19 protein-coding genes and 1 tRNA gene are annotated in these 20,725 nt (G+C 33.3%); 10 read left to right on the forward strand and 10 right to left on the reverse strand.

Annotation, left to right across the window (positions count from 1 at the left end):
* Positions 1–206 precede the first annotated feature (206 nt).
* Complete coding sequence (rpsA, locus tag M9897_04235) at positions 207–1,979, forward strand: 30S ribosomal protein S1 (protein ID MCO5268087.1); 1,773 nt, start codon at positions 207–209, stop codon at positions 1,977–1,979.
* Positions 1,980–2,013: 34 nt separating this feature from the next.
* Positions 2,014–2,958, forward strand: coding sequence for a YfiM family protein (locus M9897_04240; protein MCO5268088.1), 945 nt, complete (start codon positions 2,014–2,016; stop codon positions 2,956–2,958).
* A 42-nt stretch (positions 2,959–3,000) separates the two neighbouring features.
* On the opposite strand, the gene fabF is transcribed toward M9897_04240, so the two are convergent.
* On the reverse strand, positions 3,001–4,248 hold the full coding sequence (gene fabF / locus M9897_04245; protein ID MCO5268089.1) for a beta-ketoacyl-ACP synthase II: 1,248 nt from the start codon (positions 4,246–4,248) through the stop codon (positions 3,001–3,003).
* Between the two features lie 241 nt (positions 4,249–4,489).
* Positions 4,490–5,167, reverse strand: coding sequence for a PorT family protein (locus tag M9897_04250; GenBank protein ID MCO5268090.1), 678 nt, complete (start codon positions 5,165–5,167; stop codon positions 4,490–4,492).
* A 169-nt stretch (positions 5,168–5,336) separates the two neighbouring features.
* Between M9897_04250 and M9897_04255 the strand changes: the two genes are divergently transcribed.
* Positions 5,337–6,479 carry a glucose-1-phosphate thymidylyltransferase gene (locus M9897_04255; GenBank protein MCO5268091.1) on the forward strand — a complete coding sequence of 381 codons (1,143 nt, stop codon included), beginning with the start codon at positions 5,337–5,339 and terminating at the stop codon, positions 6,477–6,479.
* Here the strand turns inward: M9897_04255 and pcaF are convergent.
* Positions 6,476–7,684 carry a 3-oxoadipyl-CoA thiolase gene (pcaF, locus tag M9897_04260; protein ID MCO5268092.1) on the reverse strand — a complete coding sequence of 403 codons (1,209 nt, stop codon included), beginning with the start codon at positions 7,682–7,684 and terminating at the stop codon, positions 6,476–6,478. The genes M9897_04255 and pcaF overlap by 4 nt on opposite strands.
* A 208-nt stretch (positions 7,685–7,892) precedes the next feature.
* Here pcaF and M9897_04265 point away from each other — a divergent pair.
* From M9897_04265 to rfaD, 3 genes are all read left to right on the forward strand, one after another.
* A tRNA-Leu gene (locus M9897_04265) sits at positions 7,893–7,974 on the forward strand.
* An 83-nt stretch (positions 7,975–8,057) separates the two neighbouring features.
* Positions 8,058–9,416 carry a trigger factor gene (tig, locus tag M9897_04270; GenBank protein ID MCO5268093.1) on the forward strand — a complete coding sequence of 453 codons (1,359 nt, stop codon included), beginning with the start codon at positions 8,058–8,060 and terminating at the stop codon, positions 9,414–9,416.
* A gap of 78 nt (positions 9,417–9,494) precedes the next feature.
* Complete coding sequence (gene rfaD, locus M9897_04275) at positions 9,495–10,460, forward strand: ADP-glyceromanno-heptose 6-epimerase (GenBank protein ID MCO5268094.1); 966 nt, start codon at positions 9,495–9,497, stop codon at positions 10,458–10,460.
* Between the two features lies 1 nt (position 10,461).
* On the opposite strand, the gene M9897_04280 is transcribed toward rfaD, so the two are convergent.
* Genes M9897_04280 through M9897_04290 form a run of 3 tightly spaced genes read right to left on the reverse strand, consistent with a single transcriptional unit; the run spans position 10,462 to position 15,068 of the window.
* Entirely contained in the window at positions 10,462–11,913 is a 1,452-nt protein-coding gene (locus M9897_04280; protein MCO5268095.1) for an O-antigen ligase family protein, read from the reverse strand.
* Positions 11,914–11,915: 2 nt separating this feature from the next.
* Entirely contained in the window at positions 11,916–12,902 is a 987-nt protein-coding gene (locus tag M9897_04285) for a hypothetical protein (GenBank protein ID MCO5268096.1), read from the reverse strand.
* A gap of 36 nt (positions 12,903–12,938) precedes the next feature.
* Positions 12,939–15,068, reverse strand: coding sequence for a S46 family peptidase (locus M9897_04290; GenBank protein MCO5268097.1), 2,130 nt, complete (start codon positions 15,066–15,068; stop codon positions 12,939–12,941).
* Between the two features lie 365 nt (positions 15,069–15,433).
* Between M9897_04290 and M9897_04295 the strand changes: the two genes are divergently transcribed.
* A complete protein-coding gene (locus tag M9897_04295) occupies positions 15,434–15,829 on the forward strand; it encodes a hypothetical protein (GenBank protein ID MCO5268098.1) in 396 nt (131 codons plus the stop codon).
* Here the strand turns inward: M9897_04295 and coaE are convergent.
* The 3 genes from coaE to M9897_04310 are packed head-to-tail and all read right to left on the reverse strand — an operon-like array spanning position 15,826 to position 17,361.
* A complete protein-coding gene (coaE, locus tag M9897_04300; GenBank protein ID MCO5268099.1) occupies positions 15,826–16,413 on the reverse strand; it encodes a dephospho-CoA kinase in 588 nt (195 codons plus the stop codon). The two genes, M9897_04295 and coaE, sit on opposite strands and share 4 nt — an antisense overlap.
* A 4-nt stretch (positions 16,414–16,417) precedes the next feature.
* Complete coding sequence (locus tag M9897_04305; protein ID MCO5268100.1) at positions 16,418–16,801, reverse strand: DUF1987 domain-containing protein; 384 nt, start codon at positions 16,799–16,801, stop codon at positions 16,418–16,420.
* Positions 16,802–16,803: 2 nt separating this feature from the next.
* Positions 16,804–17,361 (reverse strand): SiaB family protein kinase, encoded by a 558-nt coding sequence (locus M9897_04310; GenBank protein ID MCO5268101.1) that lies wholly within the window; start codon positions 17,359–17,361, stop codon positions 16,804–16,806.
* Positions 17,362–17,591: 230 nt separating this feature from the next.
* Here M9897_04310 and M9897_04315 point away from each other — a divergent pair, with 230 nt between their 5' ends.
* The 3 genes from M9897_04315 (at position 17,592) to dcm (ending at position 20,562) form a co-directional block, all read left to right on the forward strand.
* Entirely contained in the window at positions 17,592–18,350 is a 759-nt protein-coding gene (locus M9897_04315; protein MCO5268102.1) for a class I SAM-dependent methyltransferase, read from the forward strand.
* Positions 18,347–19,090 (forward strand): ZIP family metal transporter, encoded by a 744-nt coding sequence (locus M9897_04320; protein ID MCO5268103.1) that lies wholly within the window; start codon positions 18,347–18,349, stop codon positions 19,088–19,090. Before M9897_04315 ends, M9897_04320 begins: the two co-directional genes overlap by 4 nt.
* 227 nt (positions 19,091–19,317) lie before the next feature.
* The gene (dcm, locus tag M9897_04325) at positions 19,318–20,562 is read left to right on the forward strand and encodes a DNA (cytosine-5-)-methyltransferase (protein MCO5268104.1); all 1,245 of its coding nucleotides are present in this window, start codon (positions 19,318–19,320) and stop codon (positions 20,560–20,562) included.
* Here dcm and M9897_04330 read toward each other — a convergent pair.
* Complete coding sequence (locus M9897_04330; GenBank protein ID MCO5268105.1) at positions 20,538–20,708, reverse strand: hypothetical protein; 171 nt, start codon at positions 20,706–20,708, stop codon at positions 20,538–20,540. The two genes, dcm and M9897_04330, sit on opposite strands and share 25 nt — an antisense overlap.
* Positions 20,709–20,725: the final 17 nt, after the last annotated feature.

The following is a 20,725-nucleotide window of genomic DNA, read 5'->3' on the forward strand; positions in this document are numbered from 1 at the left end:
TTTTCTGAAATAGATGATGATTATTCCGATGCGTTCATCGTATCGGATTTTTTATTTTAAATTCTTTTAAATCATTTGGTAATCAATATAAAATGATTTATCTTTGCACCCCAATAAAAAATACTGTAAACCCTACATGAACAGTATATTATTAATTTCTTTCAAACTTATAGGGTTGTTTGAAATACAAATTTAAAATCGCCAATATGGCTAAAAAACAAATTTTACAAGGGAATGCTGATTTTGACTGGGAAGCTCTGTCAAATGAAGGATATACCAAAGCAGAACATGCTGAATACGCTGATAAGTATGAAGCAACTTTATCTTCTATTAACGAGAAAGAGGTAATTACAGGTACTGTAGTTTCTATTTCTGATCGTGAGGTAGTTGTAAACATTGGTTATAAATCAGAAGGAGTTATTGCTTCTAACGAATTTCGTTATAAAACTGATTTAAAAGTAGGTGACGAAGTTCCAGTGTACGTAGAATCATTAGAAGATAAAAATGACCAATTAGTAGTATCTCATAAAACAGCTCGTATGCACTATGCTTGGGAGCGTGTGAATGAAGTTCTTAGAACTGGAGAGGTTATTACGGGTTATGTAAAATGTAGAACAAAAGGAGGTTTAATCGTAGATGTATTTGGTATTGAAGCTTTCTTACCAGGTTCTCAAATTGATGTTAAACCTATTAGAGACTATGACGTTTATGTTGGAAAGAACATGGAATTCAAAGTAGTTAAAATTAACGAAGAATTTAGAAACGTAGTAGTTTCTCACAAAGCTCTAATCGAGGCTGAAATTGAAGAACAGAAAAAACAAATTATCTCTGGACTTGAAAAAGGTCAAGTACTTGAAGGTATCGTTAAAAACATTACTTCTTATGGTGTGTTTATTGACCTTGGTGGAGTAGATGGATTAATCCATATTACAGACCTTTCTTGGGGTAGAGTAAATCATCCAGAAGAAATCGTTCAGTTAGATCATAAGATTAATGTGGTTATCTTGGATTTCGATGATGAAAAGAAACGTATTGCATTAGGATTGAAACAATTACAACCACATCCTTGGGATGCTTTAGATGCTAACATAAATGTGGGAGATAAAGTAAAAGGTAAAGTAGTTGTTTTAGCTGATTATGGTGCATTTATTGAAATCGCCCCAGGTGTTGAAGGTTTAATCCACGTATCTGAAATGAGTTGGTCTCAGCACTTAAGATCTGCACAAGATTTCTTAAAAATTGGTGATGAGGTTGAAGCAGTTGTATTGACTTTAGATCGTGATGAGCGTAAAATGTCTCTAGGGATTAAACAATTAATGCCAGATCCATGGGAAAATATCGAAGCTAGATACCCTATCGATTCTAAACATACAGCTAAAGTGCGTAATTTCACAAACTTTGGTGTATTCGTTGAATTAGAAGAAGGAGTTGATGGACTTATTCATATCTCTGACCTTTCTTGGCAAAAGAAAATTAAACACCCATCTGAATTCTGTAAAGTTGGTGATGAAATGGAAGTGGTTGTTCTTGAAATTGATAAAGAAAACCGTAAAATTTCATTGGGTCACAAACAATTGGAAGAAAACCCATGGGATGTGTTTGAAACAATTTTCCAAGAGGGATCTGTACACCAAGGAACTGTTACTGACTTAAAAGATAAGTCTGGTATCATTGCACTACCTTACGGTGTTGAAGGTATCTGTCCTTCTAAACACATGAAAAAAGAAGATGGTTCTAATGCTAAGATTGAGGAAGTTCTTGATTTTAAAGTAATAGAATTTAATAAATCAGGTAAGAAAATTATTGTTTCTCATTTAAGAACTTTCGAGGAAGGAGAAGATGAGGTAACAACTAAAAAACCTGCAAAAGCTAAATCTTCAAAATCAGTAAGTGATGTAAACAGTGGAACTGAGAAATCAACTCTTGGTGATATCGATGCATTAGCTGAATTAAAAGAAAAAATGGAAGGTAAAAAATAATTACCTCACATGACATAACTAAAAATCCCGATTCATGAATCGGGATTTTTTTATTTCCTATCTTTATCCTGTGAAAAATATACTCTTAATACTGCTTCTTTTTTCTTTCTCTGTTGGTAATGCACAAAAATTCTTTGAGAATGATACAGTCTTTAATAAGAAGAGGACTATTTGGGTAAGTAGTGTTGTGGGGACGGGATGGGTAGGAAGTATTGTTGGTTTACAAGGTGTCTGGTATAAAGACAGCTGGTCTAATAAAATGCATATTTTTAATGATTCCAAAGAATGGCGTGGTATGGATAAAATGGGTCATGCTTTTACTGGAAATATGATTGCAAAAAATATGTCTGCTTTATACCGATGGTCGGGACTTACGCGCAATCAAAGTCTATTGATTGGCTCGTCTATTTCTTTTGGGTATATGGCTACTTTAGAAATATTGGATGGTTTCTCAACTAATTGGGGATTTTCATGGAGCGATATTGGAGCTAATTCACTTGGAATTGCTTGGAATGTGTGGCAAGAATTAGCGTGGCAAGAAGAACGAATTAAATTGAAGTTTAGTGCTCATTTGTCGCCCTATGCGAAATACAGACAGGAAGTGCTTGGAAGTACGTTTATGCAACGTATTTTAAAAGATTATAATGGACAAACATATTGGTTGAGTATTAGTCCAGGTAGTTTTCTTTCTTCCTCTTCTAGATTTCCCAAATGGATAAGTTTCAGTTTTGGATACAGTATAGATCAGAAATTACATGGACAAGCAGATATATATACCTATTATTCTGATAATGCTCCACCGAAAACATTCTATGCGCAAAGCCAATTCTTATTCTCTTTAGATATTGATTTTGAAAAGATACCTACTAAGAAAAAATGGCTACATGTTATATTTAAGGCTATTAATCATGTGAAAATGCCATTCCCAGCAATGATTGTTACTGGAAAGAGTGTTAAGGTACATCCATTCTATTTTTAAGAGTGTTTTAATATAACTCAATGAGTTTCTTTTAAAACAGACTTATTCTTCATAGCGTTTAAACAGAGTGGCAGCAATATGTCCTCCAAAACCAAAAGTATTGCTTAACGCATATTCAATACGTGCTTGAATTCCTTTATTTATTGGAAATTCATATAAGCCCTTGCACTCAGGTTCCATATTTTGAACATTAATGGTGGGTGGTACTATTTGTTCTTGCAAAGCTTTGATACATAAAATAGCTTCAATAGCACCAGCAGCACCTAGTAGGTGACCCGTCATAGATTTAGTTCCACTTACTAGTAAGGATTTTCTTTCTCCAAAAACAGCTTTCAGCGCTTTGATTTCACTAATATCTCCATTTGGAGTAGAGGTAGCATGCATATTGATATAGTCCACATCATCTGGTTGAATGTCTGCTTCTTCGATGGCTAGATTCATTCCTAATATTGCCCCAGCCCCATCAGGATGAGTGCTGGTCAAATGGTAAGCATCTGCTGCCATCCCTCCACCTACAATTTCTGCTATTATTTTTGCGCCTCTTGCTCTAGCATGCTCTAATTCTTCAATAACTAAAGCTCCAGCACCTTCTCCCATAACAAATCCATCTCTATCTATATCAAATGGGCGAGATGCTGTGGCATATTCTTCGTTGCGTGTTGATAGAGCTTTCATGGAACCAAATCCTCCAATCGTTGCTGGAGTGATAGCAGCTTCTGAACCACCACAAATAATAACATCTGCTTTATTCCATTTAATATAGTTAAATCCATCAATGATTGCAGTTGTAGAAGTAGCGCAAGCAGAAACGGGTGAGTAATTTACTCCTCTAAATCCATATTGCATAGAGATAACACCTGCAGCAATATCTACCAATGTTTTTGGTATTAAGAACGGATTAAATCGAGGCGTTCCATCTCCGGTGTGATAATCTCTTAATTCACTTTCGTATGTGTGAAGCCCTCCCATTCCTGAGCCCCAAATAACACCAGCTCTGTTGAGATTAATCTTTGTAGGATCTATTTGTGATTGTTTTATAGCCTCTGCAACAGTGACTAGAGCATATTGTGTAAATGGATCATATTTTTTAACCTCCTTTCTGTCTAGGAAATCTTCTACATGAAAATTCTTTAATTCACATGCAAATTGCGTTTTAAATTTTGATGCGTCAAAAGATTGAATAGGTGCTGCGCCACTTATTCCATTGATAGCGTTTTTCCAAAATTCTTCAACTGTATTCCCTATAGGAGTTAATGCTCCCATCCCAGTTATAACAACTCTTCTATTCATAGTAATTAATTGAGTGCGTAAAAATATAAAAATATAGTATGAAAAATGTTAAAATAAAATTATTGACTTGCTATTTTAACCTATTGTGCATATACAAAATCAAGTAAAATACTGTTGTTGGATTGTATTTAATTTGTTAAGATGCAAGAAATAGAAATAATTCACAATTGTCATTCCGACGAACGAAGGAGTGTCGAGGTCTAAGATTACAGTCTGTATCTTATTCTAAATGCACCACTTATTATTTTATTAAAAACTTCGTTCCTATGCCTAGTCGGTAATTGAAAGTATAATGTTTGTCATAATCTTTATACACTTTCATGAAACCATTGTCGTAACGCACAAATAATTCGATAAGCGGATTTAAACGATAACCTATACTGACTGTGGCACCTACATCTAATTTATTGAAACTTGAATGTGCCTGTTCGAGTACGTCAAGAGTAGCGGATTTTCCTTTATATACTTCATTTATATTTCCATATATTTTGTTATTTACGGCATAACTAATAACAGGTCCGAAGCTAATACACATATTACGGTATCCAACTCTTCCTAATTCAAACACATAGTCAAATAGAAGCGGAATTTGTACATAATCATTATTATAATTAACAGTTCCTCTAGAAGATTTATCATTTTCACCACTCATGCAGTACTCAATCATAGGGGAGAAATAAAAGCTAGCATCTCTAGTCATTCCTTCTCCTAAACTTCTTTGAAATGGAATTTTAACAAAGAAGCCAATAGCAGGAGAAAAACGTCCTTTTGAGAAACTATGAATGCCTCTAATGTTAGATTGATGGATATTTCCTTCAATACCAATACGAAGTCCTTCTTTCTTCTTGTCTAATTGAGCATGGCTGGTAGAGAACCCTATAATTGATATAAAAATAGCGAGTAATAATTTTGATTTCATTAGTCTTTCTGTTAGTGTTAAGTACATAAAACTTTCCGAATATACGAAATTTATTGAAAAAGGTTTTAAAATAAATTTAATTCAAGTTTTACTAAAATTAATCAGGCTAGAAATTGGATAACGTGTATATTTACTTTAAATTTATTGAAATCATTATAATTAATAAACTATGAATATTATTCTTCATGATTTATCAGGTCATTTAACATTTGCTCCTTTGACCTTAACAAGACCTGTTGGGAAATTAAGGACTGGAATGTGGACTAATGAGGAGCGTTGGCAATTTTATTGCCCGCAGGCTACTATTTCTTTTATGACAAAGGATTATCTGTCAGAAAAATATTCAGCCAACATTACTAAGGATAACCTATGGGTAAACGCTGCAGTGATACCGACTAATGAATTAGTAAAGAATATTACAGATTTGAAAAAAGGTGAATCTCTTTATATTAATAATGCATTTATTGCTTATAGAGGGGAGGAGTATTTACCAGTAAAACCTAAATCCAGCGCAAAGGCGAATATTATTATACTCGAAAATAGATGGGATATATATCAAAAGAATGATCAAATTCTAGCAAAAGATTTCCAAGCTTATACGGCAGGAAAGAAGAGTCAAGCAATTTCTGATACAAATACTATAATTGGTGATGCAAAACGAATTTTCCTTGAAAAAGGAGCTAAAGTAGAATGTGCTATACTTAATGTGAGTGATGGACCTATATACGTAGGGAAAAATGCCGAAATTATGGAGGGGAGTATTGTAAGAGGAGGATTAATTATGCTGGAAGAAAGTATTCTTAAAATAGGTTCAAAGATATATGGGGCAACCACCATAGGACCTCATTGTAGAGTAGGAGGAGAGGTGAATAATTCCATATTTCAAGGGTATTCTAATAAAGGTCATGATGGATTTATTGGGAATTCTGTTATAGGAGAATGGTGTAATTTAGGAGCAGATACCAATTGTTCTAATTTAAAGAATAATTATGGAAATGTAAAAACCTATAATTATTTTTTGCGAGAATTAGAACAAACTAATGTTCAGTTTATGGGTGTGATGATGGGTGATTACTCTAAAACAAGCATTAATACCATGATAAATACAGCTTCTGTAATTGGGGTTTGTGCCAATATTTTTATGAGCGGATTTCCGCCTAAATATGTTGCCGACTTTTCTTGGGGAGGAGAACCAAGCGCGCCCGTATATGAGTTGGCTAGTGCCTATGAGTCAATTCATGCTATGATGCAGAGACGCCATCAAGAGCTTACTGATGAAGACAAGCGAATCTTAGCGTATCTCTATCCTTAAACTCTTTCTAGAATTGTAGCATATCCTTGCCCAACGCCAATACAAAGAGTTACTAAAGCATATCGTTTTTGAGTTTTTTGGAGTTGGATAGCAGCCGTTTGTAGTATACGAGCACCAGTCATTCCGAGTGGATGACCGATAGCAATAGCACCACCGTTCGGGTTGATACGTGAATCATTATCTGCTAATCCCCACTGACGAGTACAAGCTAATGCTTGAGCGGCAAAAGCTTCGTTAAGCTCTATGATATCCATATCATTCATGGTTAACCCTGTACGTTTAAATAACTTATTAGCAGCATACACAGGGCCTATCCCCATGATTCTTGGCTCTACTCCTGCAATAGCAGCACCTACTATTCTTGCGATAGGTTTTAATTGATGATCTTTTATTCCTTGCTCACTTGCAATAAGTAAGGCAGCTGCTCCATCGTTTAATCCTGAAGCATTACCTGCAGTAACGGATCCGTCTTTCTTGAAAGCAGGTCGTAATCCAGCTAAAATTTCTACGGTAGTTCCAGCTTTAAAGAATTCATCTTTACTAAAAATAAGCGAGTCTTGTTTTTTACGTGGAATTTCTACTGCAATCACTTCTTCAGCTAATCTTCCATTTTCCCATGCGGTTGCAGCCTTTTGTTGTGACCAAGCAGCAAATTTATCCTGATCTTCTCTAGAAATACCATATTTTTCTACTAAATTTTCAGCTGTTATTCCCATTCCATCTGTTCCATATACTTCATGGAGTTTTGGATTAATAAAACGCCACCCAAAGGATGAATCATACATTTTTGAATCTGTACCAAAAGCTTGCTCGGATTTACTAATTACCCATGGACTTCGTGTCATGTTTTCTACGCCACCTGCAAGATAAACTTCTCCAGCACCGTCTTTTATTGCACGTGCAGCATTGATAGCAGCTGCCATTCCTGAAGAACACAATCTATTTACTGTTTCCCCACCAATTGTATAAGGTAAACCTGCAAGCAAAAGCGACATTCTAGCAACATTCCTATTATCTTCCCCAGCTTGGTTAGCACAACCCATAATCACATCTTCAATAGCATTTGGGTCTAGATTTTTATTGCGGTTTACTATTTCTTTTAAAACAAGTGCTGCCATATCATCTGGTCTAACAGCAGATAATGTTCCTTTGAAATTCCCTATTGGAGTTCTAATTCCGTCAATTATGTATGCGTCTTTGGTCATGTCATCAATTTTGAAAGGCTAAATTAATAACATTTTTTGGGGCAATAAGCATAAAATAGATAAGAATAATAGAATTAAGGATAAACGGAGTAATTATCTTTTGAAAAAAACACATATTTCATGACGAATTTCCAAAAAAGTCATTAACTTTGCACTCGCTTTTAATTGAAAAAAGTATTTAAACAACGGTTTAGATTAAGTGAAAGCAGCGGATGTGATGGAATTGGTAGACATGCCAGACTTAGGATCTGGTGCCGCGAGGCGTGGGGGTTCGACTCCCTTCATCCGCACAAATTAAAAGTGGTATAAGTGCAAGCTTGTACCATTTTTTTTTAACAAGCAAGTTTGTATTTTAAGTTATACGATACGTAATATGAAAGTAGTAAAAGAAAACATCGATGATCTAAATGCGCTTTTAACAGTGACAGTAGAAAAGAAAGATTATCAAGAGAAGGTGGATAAAGCTTTAAACGATTATAGAAAGAAAGCAAATATTCCCGGATTTAGAAAAGGAATGGTTCCTATGGGAATGATTAAGAAGCAATATGGAAAATCACTATTAGCTGATGAATTAAATCGTTTAGTTGGGGAAAGCCTTTATAAATATATTGAGGATGAAAAATTAGATATACTTGGGAATCCACTTCCGAAAAATGACATTGAAGTAAAAGGTGATTTTGACAATCCGGACAACTTTGAATTTGTTTATGAAATTGGAATGGCTCCGAAGCTAGATATTAAATTAACTGCAAAAAACAAATATCCATACACAAAAGTAAAAGTGGATAAGAAACTTATCGACCAGCAAATTGAAGATCTTACTAGACGTTATGGAAAATTAGTTAGTTCTGAAACTGTGGGAGAAAAAGACATGATCATGGGGCAGTTTGTAGAATTAACGGATAAAGGAGAAATTAAAGAAGGTGGAGTTATGAATAATTCTACTGTTACTATGGAGTTTATCGATAAGAAAGCCCAAAAAGAATTATTAGGAAAGAAAGTAGGAGATAAAATTGTGATCGATCCTATGTTGATGGCTCGAGATAATCATGATGCCCATCACATGTTAAATATACCAGAGTCTGATATTCCAAATATTTCCAAAAAATTCCAATTTACAATCAATGAAGTAAAAGTGATGCAGCCTGCGGAAATGAATCAAGATTTATTTGATAAATTGTTCGGCAAAGACCAAATTACTTCAGAAAAAGATTTACGCGATAAATTAAAAGAGGATTTAACTAAGATGTTTGAAAAAGATAGTGAACGTATCTTAGTAAGACGAATTTCTGCTGATTTATTGAAGAAAACAGATGTTCAATTACCAAACGAATTCTTAAAAAGATGGATTATCGCTTCACAAGAAACTCCAATTACTATGGAGGAGGTGAATAGTGATTATGAAAACTATACAAGAAGTTTGAAATGGCAATTAATTCAGAATAACATTTTCAAAGCCAATGAAATTAAAATTGGTCATGAGGAGGCTATTCACTATACCAAAGGCTTATTAGCAAATCAATATGCACAGTACGGCATGCCAATTCCTGAGGATAAAGAGTTAGCACATTCAGCTCATCATGTATTGGAGAATCAAAAAGAAGCTCAACAAATCTATGATATGATTGGTGAGGATAAATTGATTAACTTCTTTAAAGAAACTGTGAAGTTAGATGAGAATGAAGTAGATTATGAAGAGTTTGTAAAAATAGCTCAAGATAAAGAAGCTTAGAATTTGATAATTTTAACGATATAATCCTCGAGGTTTCTCGGGGATTTTTTATATTCGAATGTTAAATAGAATAATAGTATGATAGTAGTTACAGGTGCCGCTGGTTTTATTGGAAGTTGTTTAGTAAGTCGTTTAAATGCAGAAGGGTTTAACCAAATCGTGGTAGTGGATAAGTTCTTAAATGACTTAAAAGCACATAATTTAGTAGGGAAGGAATATGTGGAAAAGGTGGATAGAGATATTTTTAAAGATTGGTTAAAAGAACACGGGAAAGATGTTCAGTTTATCTTTCATATCGGTGCGCGCACAGATACTACTGAATTCAATAAAGCCATCTTTGATGAACTAAATCTCAACTATTCTAAGGATGTTTGGAATTTGGCTACTCTACATAGAATACCATTAGTATATGCTAGTTCTGCTGCTACTTATGGATTGGGAGAATATGGATATATAGATAGTCACGATGTTGTTGAAAATTTAAAACCATTGAATCCTTATGGAGAATCCAAAAATGATTTTGATAAGTGGGTACTTAAGCAAACAGCAACTCCTCCATTTTGGGCAGGATTAAAATTTTTCAATGTATTTGGTCCAAATGAATACCATAAAGGAAGAATGGCTTCGGTGATTTTTCATGCTTATCGTCAGATTTTACATACAGATAAGATGAAATTATTTAGATCGCATAACCCTGCATATAGCGATGGAGGACAAACACGTGATTTTATCTATGTAAAAGACTTGTTGAATATATGTATTTTCTTGTATAAGAATCAGCCAGAAAGTGGGTTATATAATGTTGGAACGGGAAATGCACGAACATTTAACGATTTGGTAATAGCCGTATTTAAAGCGCTCAACAAAAAAATAGATATTGAATATATTGATACTCCGATAGATATTCGAGATAAATATCAGTATTTTACAGAAGCATCCACTGATAAATTATTGGCAGCTGGATATCAAGATGGTTTTTGTACTTTAGAGCAAGGAGTTACAGAATACGTAAAAGAGTTTTTAATGGACGGTAAGTTTTATTAAATCATTTATCTGCTATCTTTTTCTTTTGAAATTTTTGCTGAAATACTATAAAAATAATCGCCGAACAATATATTGGTATAGAGGCCTTATCTGTATCTAAATAGTTGTTGATGAGTCCATGGAAGAAGTAGGAACTATTTGCTAAAACAAGCGCTAAAATCAAATAATATAAATCTTTTTCTTCTGGGAAGTTTCTTTTCAGGTTGATTAATAGTTTAATCCCTATTGTAAATAAAGATGTCACAAAGAATATAATAGCAAGCATTCCAATTAAGCCCATTTCTGCTAAGGGGCCTAAGAATTCGGAATGCGCATTTCCATTATCACCAAAGTTAGTAGAGATGATAGTTAAATTTTCGGGTCTTTGGTAGGGAGCATACTCAAATGCATAAGTGGCTGGACCAAATCCGAAGATTGGTTTTTCCTGATACATAAGGTAGGCTGCTTCCCAACGGTTTATTCGCTCAAGGTTTGAGGCGTCTGAGGTGAAATTAGCAGAAGATTGAATGCGTTCCTCAAAATTTGTAGTAGTATGCTCATATTTATTCTTAGAAAGAGCTATTTCTATTTCGTGCCATGAACTAACTAATACAGAAATAATAAGTAAGAGAATGACAAGAAGGTATCTGAATTTAATTCTAAAACGAATTAGTAACCAAACTCCTAAGGCAAAAATCACACTTAACCAAGCAGCTCTGGTATAACTGAAATAGAGTCCTATAACTGTAATGGCAGTCATTAGGATTAAAACCAAATAGATATATAACTTATGACGTTTGTAGCTTAGTAAACCGAGAATAAAGAATAAATTGATAACTACACTTGAACCATAGATAGTATGATCTTTAAAGAAGGGAAACATTACCCAGTGTCCTTCTCTTTCGGCAAAAGAATATCCATAGTGTTTGATGAGTGTAAAAATAATTACCCCAGTCATACTAAGTGTATAACTCCATAATAATTTAGCAATAGCAGATTTTTCTTGAAAGAAATTATGTCCAATAAAAAAAATCGGAATCAAATACCATAGTTTCATTAACAAAAATTTAGCAGATACTATTGGCAAAACACTGGTGATTGTGGTAATAAGAGTCCAGAACAAATAGAATCCAACAGATATTACAATAGGATTTTTCCAAAAACTTTTAGGTAAGCTAGGAGATAGAGTTTGTTTGAAAATAGCTAGCAGCATGAGTCCAAAAAGTAATGGCTCTGTAGGCAGAAAAAGACCTAAGTCTATATCGGTAAATTCTTCAATATTGATAGAAAGAGGAGTAAAGAATATAACCAGTAAAAAAGCTGTTCTGATATGGAATAGCCCAATATAAAGAAGTAATAAGATAATAGGAAATGCACTAAAAATAAAATTATCTTTTATGATAAAGTAGGTATTTAGGCCCATAAATAGTAGGGCAATACTGAAAATAATATTTCTATTTTTCAGCAGTTCCAAAGTTATAATGCTTTCTTTATTTCTTTGATTCTATTTGAAATTAGCAAGATAATAAATGTCAAAAGAAGCGAAGAAAGTGTAAATACCAATACAATAATTATACGTTTTGGTTTTGCTTTTAGGTCAGAGGCAGCTGCTCTTTCGACCACAAATTTACTAGAGAATCCTTCAAAAGCATCAGACTTTGCTTGCTCGTATGAAGCTTTAAATAAAGCATAATTGTCCATTCGATATTCTCGCATATCAGTTAGCGCATCGTATTTTGCGCCAAATGCTTCATTTGCTTCAATCTGCTTTTTGAAACGAGCTCTATCTTCACTGTTTTTAGCTTCATTCAATGCTCTATATAATTCTCCACGGGATTCAGCACTTATTACTCCTAACTTTGCCAAATCATATAATTGTTGGTCTATACTATCATTTTCATACTGAAGCTGAAGTAATTTTCTTCTGTTAATTTCGTAGGCAGGAATGGTCCTTTCACGAATTAAATCAAAAGATAAAGTATCGATAAGGTCTACAATTCTATTAGCAATATTGGCAGCTCTTTGAGGGTCTTTGTCTAATACTTCAATATTGATAGAACCGAATTTAGTTCTTCTAAAACTGATATGGTCTTCGTAAGCCTGATTTAGCCAATGGTAATACCCTTTTATGTTTGGTTTTATTTCATAAACTTTTGCTAAATCAAAATCAGAAATTATACGATCTCTCATAGGGGAAGATTGTAGAATCTGAATCATTTGCTCAGCCCTTTCTTCTTCACCAAAGTCCATAGAACTCGCTTTAGCATTACTTTGTGCATTGAAAGAAACAGTATTGGTAGCGCCAGGAAATACGATTGCATTTGACATGTATAAAACTGGTAATAGTAATGATACAACGATGGAAACAATAACTGCAATTCCACTAACAATGAATAATATCTTTTTATTTTTTAGCGCAAAGATCAATAAGTCATTTGCGTTCTCTGTTTTATTAATTTCCATACTTTAAAGTTGCGCAGTAAATTTACTATTTTTTAATTATTTTATGAGTGTCATTTCATTTATTAAATGAGAAGCCTCACCATAAATATCTATTACCCATAAAACATAACGAATATCTACTGAGATATTACGACATCTTGATGAATCAAAGAAATAATCACTCATAGTGCTTTCCCAAGAACGGTCAAAGTTGATGCCTATAAGATAGCCATTGCCATCAATAACAGGTGAGCCTGAATTTCCGCCTGTTGTGTGCAACGAACTAGTGAAGCATACCCATAATTCACCATTTTGAGCATACGCTCCATATTTCTTTTGATTGAATAATTCAAGCATTCTAGGTTCTAATTCAAAGTCTTCTAATCCAGTGTTGTTTTTTTCAATAATTCCTTTTAAAGTAGTGTGGGATGTATAATGCATTCCATCTTTTGGATAGGAGCCTTCCACTTTACCGTAAGATAGCCTCATTGTATTATTGGCATCAGCCCAATGTTTATCTTGAGGGAACATTTCGTATTTTCCTGCTACATATTCTTTCATGAGCTGATTCTTGGATGAATAGTAGATACGTAAATCCCCAAGTAATTTGGAAACAAATATATCTTCCAGTTCTGTAAATAGAAGATATCCGGGATCTTTTGCTATTTTCTTTTTAGCATATTTTTCAAAATGTTCGAGTACGTCTAGAAATTTCTTTTGGTTTACTAAGAAAGATTTGGAGTAAATAGTTGTTTTAAGTTTTTGAGGTGTATTTTTAATCATACTAGGAGGTAGGAAATTGATATCAATAATTGATTTATAATATTCGGTTTGAGCTAAAAAAATTTCTCCATCGATGGAAGCATTGTACTTGTTGTAAAAACCTGTCAAACTTTGTTTCTGTTTCTCAATAGCTTTGCTGAGTTCTTCTTTTTTTCCTTGGCGATACAAATCTAAGAGTTCATCAACCACTCGAGCTCTATCAAAAACTTCGGCTCCCGAGTAAGCATATTCCGAATAGATATTATAAATAAAATCAGCTTTGTTATATTGATTAGATAACTTTCTGAGTTCATCTACCACTTTACCATATTTCTTTTCCCATTCTGGGTTTTCCTTCACTTTGTTTATATATGTCTCCTCGTATGTAATTTTCTTTTCTAAGGCATTTTCAGCCTTAAGACCTAAGATTTGACCTTGCCATTTTTTCCATGCATTTGCTACACGTGCTTGTTTTGGGGCGTAATTGATCTCTACTTGTTGTGAATGTCTCATGGCCTCATCCATTACAGCAATGGATAAGTCACGCATCTTGATTTGAGTGGGTCTTAATGTATCAATAATGAAAGACAGTTCGGTGCTGATTGTATGTTGTTCTGTAAAACCAGGAAATCCAAAGATCATAGAGAATTCATTATCTTCTCTATCTTTTAATGAAATAGGCAAATGATAGAGTGGTGTATAAGGGATATTCTCTGTGCTATACTCAGCGGGTTGATTATTTTTATCCACATAAATTCGGAATACTGAGAAATCACCGGTATGGCGAGGCCAAACCCAGTTATCTGTGTCACCACCAAACTTTCCGATAGTTTTAGGGGGAGCACCGACCAATCTAACGTCTTTAAAGGTTTCCTTAACCATAAGAAAATAGCTATTCCCAAAGTCAAAAGCTTTTACTTCAGCCTCAAAATATGTCCCTTTTGTTGCTTCTGCTTTTATAAGAGCCATGTTTTTTTGCATAAGTTGATAGGCTTCGGAATTGCTTAAGCCATTAACGCCTCTTAAAACTAAGGCAGTAACATCTTGGATACGTACAATGCGGGTAGCTGTAAGGTCTAAATTTGGTAATTCGTCTAGTAATGACTTAGCCCAGAAACCTTTATCAGCAATATTATTTTCTACAGTTGAGTGCGCATATATTTGAGAATAGCCGCAGTGATAATTGGTAAGGATTAATCCTTTTGTAGAAATAATTTCAGAAGTACAACCACCACCAAAATGTATAATAGCATCTTTGATACTAGAATTATTTACATCATATATATCTTGGGCTGAGATTTTCATTCCCATAGCTTTCATGTCTGATTCAAATGCTTCCAAAATGGAAGGAATAATCATTCCCTCTTCTGCAAATGAGAAAGAGAATACGAAAGAGATTAGTAGAATTATTCTAAACTTTTTCATAATTTTATTTAGCGTATTTTTGATATGTAGTTTGTAAAGATAAAAACACTTTGCAAAATATGACTATATGTTGTGAAATAACATAACTTTGCTATATGGATTTATTGCGTTTTATCTTTCATTTTGGAGTCATTTTGGCTGTATATAATTTTATATGGTGGCTAATCATGGTTCTTTTTAAGTTAATTAAAGGTGGTAATAAAACATATCTTTTTGAGGTATATTTTATTAAATCAATAAGATATGTTTTTCTTGGGGATGTAATATTTCTTTTCTGCCTTGAATTAAACAATAATGTAGTGTCTATAAATTATTTTTTAACAGCAGGCCTGATTTTGTTGATATATTTTATTGGAAAAATTCAAATGAAGCAACAACGAAATAGGCTTTTTTCTATTCAAACATCTTCTCAAATGGGAAGTTTAAATAGTTTCTTTGAGAATCTTAAACCTGTTTTTAATTTGAAATTAGAATTCCTGGTATTAGTATTAACCTTTACCCTGTATGGAGTCTTCTATTTTTACCCTACTTGGGCATTTAATAATATTGCCAATTGGTTTTTGACGAATATTCAGGGAATCATTGATGCGCCTGTATTTGGATTTATCTTTAAAGTAGTTGGATTCTTCTTCTTGTTAAGCGTTATATTCAAAGTAATAAATGCAGTTTTATTTATTTTATCAGGCGGTTTGAGAAAAACTGGAAATATAAATAATCAACAAGATGACAATCATTTTGATGATTATACAGAAGAATCTTAGTTGGTTAGAGCAAGTAATTTCTTAATAACTTGCTCTGTTTGTGCTTGTAAATCAGAGTCTGCATTATTATCTATTATAAATGAGGCTAACTTACTCCTTTCTATGTCTGTCCATTGACTTTGTATTCTTTTCAATACTTCGTCTTCAGTCAAATTATCTCGTGCAACTACACGCTGAATACGAATATCGAGTTGGGCACGAATTAGAATAGTGTAATCAAATTGAGTATATGCTCCTGTTTCAAACATGATAGCAGATTCATTAAACACTAGCGAAGTTGTTTGATTTTTACACCATGTTTTAAAATGCTCTCGCACCGCAGGATGAACGATGTTGTTTATTGCTATTTTTAAATTTGAATCATTAAATATCTTTTGCGCTATAAATGAGCGATTTAGTTGCTTATCATTATAAGCTCTTTCTCCAAAGACGCCTTTAATTTGCTTTATAACTTGAGGGTCACTAATCATAATTTTCTTTGCTTCTTTATCAGAATCAAAGATAGGATATCCCATTTGGGAAATAATACGTGCAACAGTGGACTTCCCTGAACCTATTCCTCCGGTTATTCCAATTTGGAGCATGAAATTAGATTTCCTTTACTGCTACTTTGGTAAAAGGTAAAGAAACAATTGCGTTATAATCTTCTCCGGCTTCTTCCATATCCTCATCATCCTCTTCATAAAACCATTTGATCTCTACAGAAGTCCCCTTTTCATTTAGTTTTTCTAGCAATTTAAAGAAATCCAATAAGCATTTAGAAGAAGAAGTATTGAAGTACTCTAACTTAACATTGAAAACAGTAGTAGCATGAGGAGTATTTCCGTATTCGGTAACCCAATTATTTAACTGTTGATAAAATTCAACTGAATTTTCAGGAATAGATCTTCCTTTTAATTCGAGTATGCCATTAGCGGCATTAAAATCAACAGCTGGTGTTTTTGAAGTTCCTTCTAGTTTAAAGTTTTCCATAATTAATTTATTTTAATGTTTAAGATAAAGAAACTGAGGTTCTTGTCTAAATGTTTAAAATCAAATCCCAGTTTATTACCTGATTTTCGAGCTATGTCCAAGAAGCCAAGACCCGCAGTGCCTTTACTTGATAATGAGCCTTTTTCCAATGTTTGTCTATATGCTTCTTTTAGACTTTCACTGTCCATGGCATTTATTTTCTCTAATCTTTCCTTTAAATTTTCTTCATCCTGGACACTAACAAAATTGCCTGAAGTGATTTCATAGGATTCCCCTTTTTGGATGATTTGAAAAAAAGATGTTTTTAAAACATCATTATTCTTCAAGAGCTTTGCGAATTGTGAATCAACATCTATAGTATGATGAAATAAATTTTGCATACATTCTACCAATATATTGAATACTCTTTTCTTTATTTTTAAAGCCGTTTCATCTTCATCTAGTTTAGATTTAACTGCGTAAAATACAGAAGAGATGACATCTGGAGTAACAACACCAACAAATGAAAAAAGAGCTTTCTCTTCTTTTACTGATTTATATAGTTGTTCTATAGTCTCCAAGTTGACGTGTTAATATCTGATAATGACAAATATATATTTTAATTCATATAATTTCAAGAAAATTAAATTTTGATTTTAGACAGGTATTCACTATTTATATCTAACATGTTAATAATCAATGGGTTTTAATGTTTGAAAAAACAATTAAATCTCTATGAAGAAAATAATATGACAATAGATAGTAAAAGTCACGTGTAAATATGTCTATTAGGGTTTATAAATAGCTACATTTGTATTTTAAAGTTATAAAATTGGCTCAAAACTCAGAATGGTTTGAAAGATGGTTTAACACCCCTTATTATCATATCTTGTATAAAGATAGGGATGAATCAGAAGCAGAAGAATTAATCCGAAATTTAATACGGGTATTACATCCTAAAAAAGAAGATAAGATATTAGATCTAGCTTGTGGCAAAGGACGTCATGCTATTTTTTTAAATAAAATGGGATATGATGTCACAGGGGTTGATTTATCAGCCGAAAGTATTCATGAAGCGAAAAAATCAGAAAATAATAGCTTGTGTTTTGATGTGCATGATATGCGAGAAGTTTATAAAGAAAATGCCTATCAATTTGTGTTGAATCTCTTTACAAGTTTTGGGTATTTTGAAAACTTTGCGGATAATGCGCGGGTGCTGAATGCTATTTATAAAATGCTTACACCCGACGGTATATTTGTATTGGATTTTATGAATTTAACTCATGTGTTGAAAAACCTAGTTGTAGAAGAAGAAAAAAATGTGGATGGTATTTTATTTCATATAACTAGAAAATGTGATGGGGTATTTTTATACAAAGACATACGTTTTCAAGATAAAGGTAAAGAATTTTATTTTCAAGAGAAAGTACAAGCGATTACTAAATTGGATTTAGAAATTTTATTGGAAGTTAATAACTTCAAAATATTGAATACCTTTGGCGACTTCAATTTATCAGCATTTAATGAAGATAAATCAGATCGTTTAATATTTATAGCGCAAAAGAAATGAATTGGATAATAGGAATCATACTTTTAATTTTGTCCGTACTGTTAGGGGGAGCAATAGTTGTGTATTTGCAACACTTCAACAGAGAAAGACTGATTAAAATATTGCTTTCGTTGAGTGGTGGATTCTTGTTAGCTATTGCATTTGTTCATTTTATTCCAGAAATTTATGCAAATCACACATCCAATATTGGGTATTATATACTTTTGGGCTTTTTATTTCAACTTTTATTGGAGTATTTTTCCAAAGGTATAGAGCATGGACATATTCATGCTGAGAAAACGAATGGAGCAATTCCTTGGTCATTATTTTTGGCACTGAGTATTCATGCATTTTTTGAAGGCATCCCCCTTGAGGCTCATCTGTCAGGAGCTCATGAAGTGATAGAGCATTTTCACACAGGTCATGAACACGTTGTAATGAAAAGCCTTTTACTTGGAATTATCTTGCATAAGATCCCAATGGCTATTGCTTTGATGACACTTTTGCTTAACTCAGGATTCTCTAAGTTGAAGGCATGGATGGTAGTCGGAGTTTTTTCTTTAATGGCACCTTCTGGAATGTTATTTGGCCGTTTAGGGGTAGGTGCTGAGAATTTAGAAATTATTCTAGCGATTGTCGTAGGAATGTTTTTACATATCTCTACTACTATTATCTTTGAATCTAGCGAAAATCACAGATTTAATTTTATTAAACTAGTGAGCTTATTAGCTGGTGTCGGACTAGCTATTCTTGTGATTTAACTATTGTTTATTATAGGTGAGGGTAATGGTTAGTGGCTCATAGAAGTAATGCTTTTTAATGTAAACCTAATTTTGAAGCAACAATTTAAAATTAAATAATAAGCCCTTGTCAAAGCATTTACCTGCCATTTATTTGAACAATATACTACCTATTAATCTTTTTTCTATTTGCTTGTCAGTTTAAAAGTTTATTATATATTTGTAACCAATGTCTAATGTTGTATAATTTGGTTATGAATGAATATTTAACAATTTCAGAAGCTGCAAAACTGCTAAATAAAAGTACAAAAACGCTTCGTAGGTGGGATGAAGAAGGTAAGTTAACAGCTGTTCGTGAACCTATGAGTAATTATAGAGTTTATAGGAAAGTGGAAGTACAAACCTTATTTGCCGAGTTTCTAAATGATGATATTGAAGAAACAATTTCCAATTTTGTTGAACCTGACCACGAGTATAAAGTTTTAGAACTCTTTGCTGGTGCTGGCGGCTTAGCTCTTGGGATGGAAAAGGCTGGTTTAAAATGCGTTGCACTTAATGAAATTGATAAATATGCTTGCGGAACTTTGAGGAAAAATCGCCCAAATTGGAAGGTGATGGAGGGAGATATAAAAAATTTTAACTTCTCTGAATATCATAATCAAGTAGATGTTGTTACGGGTGGTTTCCCTTGTCAGGCATTTAGCTATGCTGGAAAAAGATTGGGGTTTGAGGATGCAAGAGGAACCTTATTTTATGAATTTGCACGTGTTGTCAAAGAAGTTAACCCTCCCATTTGTATTGGTGAAAATGTCAAAGGCCTTTTGAGTCACGACAACGGAAAAACAATTCAAGGGATGATTTCTATTTTAGATGAAATAGGCTATAATGTTGTTCCTGTCGAAGTTTTAAAAGCAATTAATTATAAAGTTCCACAAAAAAGAGAACGATTGATTTTAGTAGGAATTAGAAAAGATATTGAGTTAAAATACGAATATCCAAAACCTTATAAGAAGATTTACAATCTAAAGGATGCTTTGAGAAAAGGAGAATTATTTGACACCAATGTTCCCAAGTCAGTTGGTGCGAAATATCCAGAAAGTAAGAAAGTAGTTTTGGATTTAGTTCCGCCAAAAGGATATTGGAGAGATTTGCCTATTGATATTCAGAAAGATTTTATGGGAGCAAGTTTTCATTTAGGTGGTGGGAAAACTGGAATGGCAAGGCGAATAGGCTGGGATGAACCTTGTTTAACATTGACTTGCAGCCCTGCACAAAAGCAAACAGAAAGGTGTCATCCTGATGAAACTCGTCCATTCACTGTTCGTGAATATGCCCGAATTCAAACTTTTCCTGATGATTGGCAATTTTCAGGTCCAATGGCACAACAATATAAACAAATTGGAAATGCTGTTCCTGTTAACTTAGGGCGAGAAGTTGGTTATTCAATTATTAGATTTTTGAATGATTATTATAGCTTATCAAATCCTAAATAATAGCTGTAATTTTCAAATGTAATTTGGTCAAGGATAGAACGCTTGGATTTTTTTGTTTCAGAAGAAATTTCTTCTAAAGCTGAATTTTCCTTTATACTTTCATCCTGTTCTACAGCTTTTAAATAGTCATTAATTGCTCTTGGCAAAGCTTTATAAAGTTGAA

The organism is Brumimicrobium sp., assembly GCA_023957385.1.
Classification (GTDB): domain Bacteria; phylum Bacteroidota; class Bacteroidia; order Flavobacteriales_D; family Crocinitomicaceae; genus Brumimicrobium.

Bases quoted from the DNA above. Each gene is read 5' to 3' on its own strand.
- rpsA (MCO5268087.1), top strand. From the start codon at position 207: ATGGCTAAAAAACAAATTTTACAAGGGAATGCTGATTTTGACTGGGAA.
- M9897_04240 (MCO5268088.1), top strand. From the start codon at position 2,014: ATGAATCGGGATTTTTTTATTTCCTATCTTTATCCTGTGAAAAATATA.
- fabF (MCO5268089.1), bottom strand. From the start codon at position 4,248: ATGAATAGAAGAGTTGTTATAACTGGGATGGGAGCATTAACTCCTATA.
- M9897_04250 (MCO5268090.1), bottom strand. From the start codon at position 5,167: ATGAAATCAAAATTATTACTCGCTATTTTTATATCAATTATAGGGTTC.
- M9897_04255 (MCO5268091.1), top strand. From the start codon at position 5,337: ATGAATATTATTCTTCATGATTTATCAGGTCATTTAACATTTGCTCCT.
- pcaF (MCO5268092.1), bottom strand. From the start codon at position 7,684: ATGACCAAAGACGCATACATAATTGACGGAATTAGAACTCCAATAGGG.
- tig (MCO5268093.1), top strand. From the start codon at position 8,058: ATGAAAGTAGTAAAAGAAAACATCGATGATCTAAATGCGCTTTTAACA.
- rfaD (MCO5268094.1), top strand. From the start codon at position 9,495: ATGATAGTAGTTACAGGTGCCGCTGGTTTTATTGGAAGTTGTTTAGTA.
- M9897_04285 (MCO5268096.1), bottom strand. From the start codon at position 12,902: ATGGAAATTAATAAAACAGAGAACGCAAATGACTTATTGATCTTTGCG.
- M9897_04290 (MCO5268097.1), bottom strand. From the start codon at position 15,068: ATGAAAAAGTTTAGAATAATTCTACTAATCTCTTTCGTATTCTCTTTC.
- M9897_04295 (MCO5268098.1), top strand. From the start codon at position 15,434: ATGAAGCAACAACGAAATAGGCTTTTTTCTATTCAAACATCTTCTCAA.
- coaE (MCO5268099.1), bottom strand. From the start codon at position 16,413: ATGCTCCAAATTGGAATAACCGGAGGAATAGGTTCAGGGAAGTCCACT.
- M9897_04305 (MCO5268100.1), bottom strand. From the start codon at position 16,801: ATGGAAAACTTTAAACTAGAAGGAACTTCAAAAACACCAGCTGTTGAT.
- M9897_04320 (MCO5268103.1), top strand. From the start codon at position 18,347: ATGAATTGGATAATAGGAATCATACTTTTAATTTTGTCCGTACTGTTA.